Source organism: Streptomyces hainanensis, assembly GCF_004348415.1.
Taxonomy (GTDB): domain Bacteria; phylum Actinomycetota; class Actinomycetes; order Streptomycetales; family Streptomycetaceae; genus Streptomyces; species Streptomyces hainanensis.
This window is the reverse complement of the sequence record NZ_SMKI01000621.1, coordinates 1-3,722: the sequence shown is the minus strand read 5'-3', so window position 1 is coordinate 3,722 and position 3,722 is coordinate 1. Positions and strand designations below refer to the sequence as shown.

Below are 3,722 nucleotides of genomic sequence, written 5' to 3'. Positions count from 1 at the left end.
GCCGCCACCGCCGCCCAGGCATCCCCGGCCGCCCCGGCCGTCCCGGTGGTCCCCGCCGAACCGCCGGAGGGTTCGTGACCTCCGTCCCCCGGGGCGAGTCGCTGGCGCGCGACGGCCGGTCGACTCGCGTACCCTCGCCGCGCGACCGGGATTCCCCACCGGGGCGACCGGGGCCCGACGGCTCCCGGCCGGTCCCCCCTCGGCGACCGGAGACGAGCGAGGCCATGGCGGACGAGCGGCACGAGCGGCACGGGCGAGGGCGGCGGGAGCCGCACCCGGCCGACCACCAGGAGCTGATGTCGCTGCTGGGCGCCTGGGCCCTCGCCGCCTGCGCGCCCGACGAGGCCGAGCGCGTCGAGTCCCACCTCAACGACTGCGGCGGCTGCGCCGAGGAGGCCCTGCGCCTGCGGGACGCGGCCACGCTCCTCGAACCGCAGGGCAACCTGGATCTCGACCCGCGGCTGCGCGGCCGGGTGCTCGACGGCTGTCTGGCCCGCCGGCCGGCGTCGCTTCCGGTGCCGTCCTGGGCCGCCCCGCTCGACTCCGAGGCGGCCCGCCTCGACGCGTTGCTGAACGACATCACCGAGGACGAGTGGCGCACGCCCGTGGAGCTGCGCTGGTTCGACGACGAGGCGGGCTGGCTCGACCGGACGACCACGGTCTCCGGGGTGCTCGACCACCTGCTCGCCGTGGACGGCCTGCTGGCCCGTGCCATGGGCCTGCCCGACCTGCTGCGGGAGGCGGGCGACGACCCCGTCGACCGCACGCTCGCCCGCTGGGCCGACCCGCGCCCGGCCGTCGGAACCTGGCGGCCCTGGCGCGAGCAGACCCAGGCGCTGGTCCGCGCCGCGGCCGGCGCCGGTGGCCGCACCGGCGAGCGCACGGTGGAGCGGGCGGTGCTCGGCGACCTGGACCGGCTGCCGGGCGCCGGCCGTGAACTGCCGCTCTCCGACGCCTACCTGGACCGGGCCTTCGCCTGCTGGGTGCACGCCGACGACATCGCGCGGGCCGTCGAGTACCCGTACGGCCCGCCGCTCGGGCCGCAGTTGCGGCGGCTCGTCGACCTGGCGGCGCGGCGGCTGCCGGGGAGCATCGCCCGTCGGCGCCGCGCGGGGCTGGCCGTCTCGCGGCCCCGCCTGACCACCGCCGGCACCCCGGGCCGCACCCTGCACCTGGAGGTCGAGGGCCCGGGCGGCGGCGACTTCTACATACCGCTGGACTCGCCGGTGGCCGCGGTCTCCCGCACCGCCGCCCGCGGGGCGGTGGCCCATGTGGCCGTGGACGACGTGGTCTTCTGCCAACTGGCCGCCGGCCGCATCACCCCCGACGAGGCGGCGTCCGCGGGCGAGGGCGACGAACTGGTGATCCACGACGTGCTGTCCGCGGCGGCCGCGCTGTCCCGGCTGTAGCGGGCCGCGCGGCGCGTCAGTCGAAGACGACGGTGCGGCGGCCGTTGAGCAGCACGCGGCGCTCGCTGTGCCACGTGACGGCGCGGGCCAGGGCCCGGCACTCCACGTCGCGGCCGACGGCGACGAGTTGGGCCGGGGTGAGCCCGTGGCCGACGCGCTCCACCTCCTGCTCGATGATCGGGCCCTCGTCCAGCTCGGCCGTCACGTAGTGCGCGGTGGCGCCGATCAGCTTGACGCCGCGGGCGTGCGCCTGGTGGTACGGCTTGGCGCCCTTGAAGCTCGGCAGGAACGAGTGGTGGATGTTGATGATCCGGCCCGGCAGCCGCTTGCACAGGTCGTCGGAGATCACCTGCATGTAGCGGGCGAGCACCACCAGTTCGACGTCCTCGTCCTCGACGATCCGCAGCAGCCCGGCCTCGGCCTCGGCCTTGGTGTCGGCGGTCACCGGGATGTGGTGGAACGGGATGTCGTAGGAGGCGGACAGCTCGGCGAAGTCGGTGTGGTTGGAGACGACGCCCGCGATCTCGACCGGCAGCGCGCCGGTCCTGGCGCGGAACAGCAGGTCGTTGAGGCAGTGGCCGAACCTGCTGACCATCAGCAGCACGCGCATCTTCTCGTCGGCCCGGTGCAGCTGCCAGTCCATCCGGAAGGTGTCCCCGACGGCGGCGAAGCTGGCGCGCAGCTTCTCCAGGGTGACCGGCTCGTCGGCCGCGAAGTGGACGCGCATGAAGAAGAGCCCGGTGTCGCGGTCCCCGAACTGCTGACTGTCCTCGATGTTGCAGCCGGTCATGAACAGGAAGCTGGACACGGCGTGCACGATGCCCGGCTTGTCCGGGCAGGAGAGGGTCAGCACGTACTGCGGGCCTGGGGCGGCCGCGGGGGTCGCGGGCGAGGACGTCATGCCGCCAAGCCTGGCACACCGGCCCCACCCGCCAGGACCAGGGCCGCTCACATGGTGTGCACGACCGTGGCCAGTTCCTGGAGGGAGCGGGGCGGCGCGTCCGGGTCCTCGCCGTCGTTGGTGGCGAGCAGGACGTGCGCCTCCCGGGCGGCCTGGACCGCCTCGGGCCAGCCCTGCTGCTGGAAGTACCCGGAGGCGGGGGCGTCGGCACCGACCTGGTGCAGGATCCGCAGGAAGCGCAGCACGGCGACGTCGACCAGCGCGGCCTCCTGGGAGTCCCGGAAGACGGTGCCGACGTACTTCTCCGCCGACCAGTTGTCCAACCAGGTGTCCTCGACCAGCCGGTAGACGGCGTCGGTCACGTCGCCGAAGCCGGGCACGGCGGGGAGCCAGACGCCCTGTTGGAAGGCGGGGTCGGAGAGCATGTGCAGCGCCGAGCGCACGTTCGCGCGCCAACGCCACCACGGCATGTCGTTGAGCGGCATGCCTGCCATGGTGGAGGAGCGACGGGGGTGACGGGAAGACCTTTCCGAACCTTGCACGGGAAACGATCGTACGGTCACAGCTGGTCCGAGGTGCGCTCCGGGAGGCCGTACCGGGCCGCGACCGGGCTCCAGAGCTGCGAGGCGCGCTCCTTGGCGGTGGTCGCGCGGCCGCTGGCGGCGTCGCCCTGGTTGGCCCGGTCGGTGTGGGTGGCACTGCCGCCCTGGCAGACGGCCGGGTTGGTCCTGGCCTCGTCGGCCCAGGCCGCGTAGTGGTCGTCGGCCTCGGCCGACGCCTGCCACGCCTCGGTGAGCGAGGCGGCCAGCGAGGCGCCGTCCGGGATGGCGTCCAGGGACAGCACGTTGAGCTCCGTGACCAGCCCGTTGCGCTGGGCGGCCGCGGCGCGCAGGTCGTTGGCGGCGTTGTCGAGGTTGGCGCAGCCGCGGACGTCGCCGACGGCGCGGATGACGGAGTCGCGGCTGGCGCTGCTGTCGGCGAGCAGCGTGGAGAGCGCCTCGGCCTGGGCCCTGGCCTCGGGGTCGTCGGCTTCGCCCTCGGTGCCGGACTCGGGGGTGGCGTCGGCCGCGTCCCCTTCGGCGGTGTCGCCGCCCTCGGCCGGCTGGTCGTCGCCGCCCTCGTTCCCGACGGTCTGCCGCGGGCCGGCGGGCTGGTCGGACTCGTCCCCGCCGCCGCCCAGCAGGGCGCCGCCGATGAGGCCGAGCACGGCGCAGCCGACGATGACGGCGAGCGCGATGCCGAGCTTGTTGCGCTGGCGGGGTGGCTCGGGGGCGTAGTCGTCGCGGTACGCCGGGTGCGGGCCGCCGCCGGGCGGCGGCGCGGAGGCGGCGTGGTCGAACAGGGCGCTGAACTGGCCGGGCTGTTGCGGCGGTTGCTGCTGTTGCTGCTGGTACGGGTGGGGCTTGTCTCTT

Annotated in this window: 3 protein-coding genes and 1 pseudogene; 1 reads left to right on the top strand and 3 read right to left on the bottom strand. The window is 75.1% G+C overall.

Annotated elements, in window-relative coordinates; translation table 11 throughout:
* The first annotated feature begins 224 nt into the window (after nucleotides 1–224).
* Entirely contained in the window at nucleotides 225–1,409 is a 1,185-nt protein-coding gene (locus E1283_RS33645; RefSeq protein ID WP_243745288.1) for a zf-HC2 domain-containing protein, read from the top strand.
* 16 nt (nucleotides 1,410–1,425) lie between these two features.
* Here the strand turns inward: E1283_RS33645 and purU are convergent, their stop codons facing one another.
* From purU to E1283_RS37730, 3 genes and pseudogenes are all read right to left on the bottom strand, one after another.
* A complete protein-coding gene (purU, locus tag E1283_RS33640) occupies nucleotides 1,426–2,310 on the bottom strand; it encodes a formyltetrahydrofolate deformylase (protein WP_132821959.1) in 885 nt (294 codons plus the stop codon).
* A 47-nt stretch (nucleotides 2,311–2,357) separates the two neighbouring features.
* Nucleotides 2,358–2,804 (bottom strand): SCO4402 family protein, encoded by a 447-nt coding sequence (locus tag E1283_RS33635; protein ID WP_132821958.1) that lies wholly within the window; start codon nucleotides 2,802–2,804, stop codon nucleotides 2,358–2,360.
* A gap of 65 nt (nucleotides 2,805–2,869) precedes the next feature.
* Nucleotides 2,870–3,722, bottom strand: a pseudogene (locus E1283_RS37730) (hypothetical protein); the annotation flags it as partial.

What these genes read in the sequence shown, in the direction of transcription:
- E1283_RS33645 (WP_243745288.1), top strand. Translation starts at nt 225, where the DNA reads ATGGCGGACGAGCGGCACGAGCGGCACGGGCGAGGGCGGCGGGAGCCG.
- purU (WP_132821959.1), bottom strand. Translation starts at nt 2,310, where the DNA reads ATGACGTCCTCGCCCGCGACCCCCGCGGCCGCCCCAGGCCCGCAGTAC.
- E1283_RS33635 (WP_132821958.1), bottom strand. Translation starts at nt 2,804, where the DNA reads ATGGCAGGCATGCCGCTCAACGACATGCCGTGGTGGCGTTGGCGCGCG.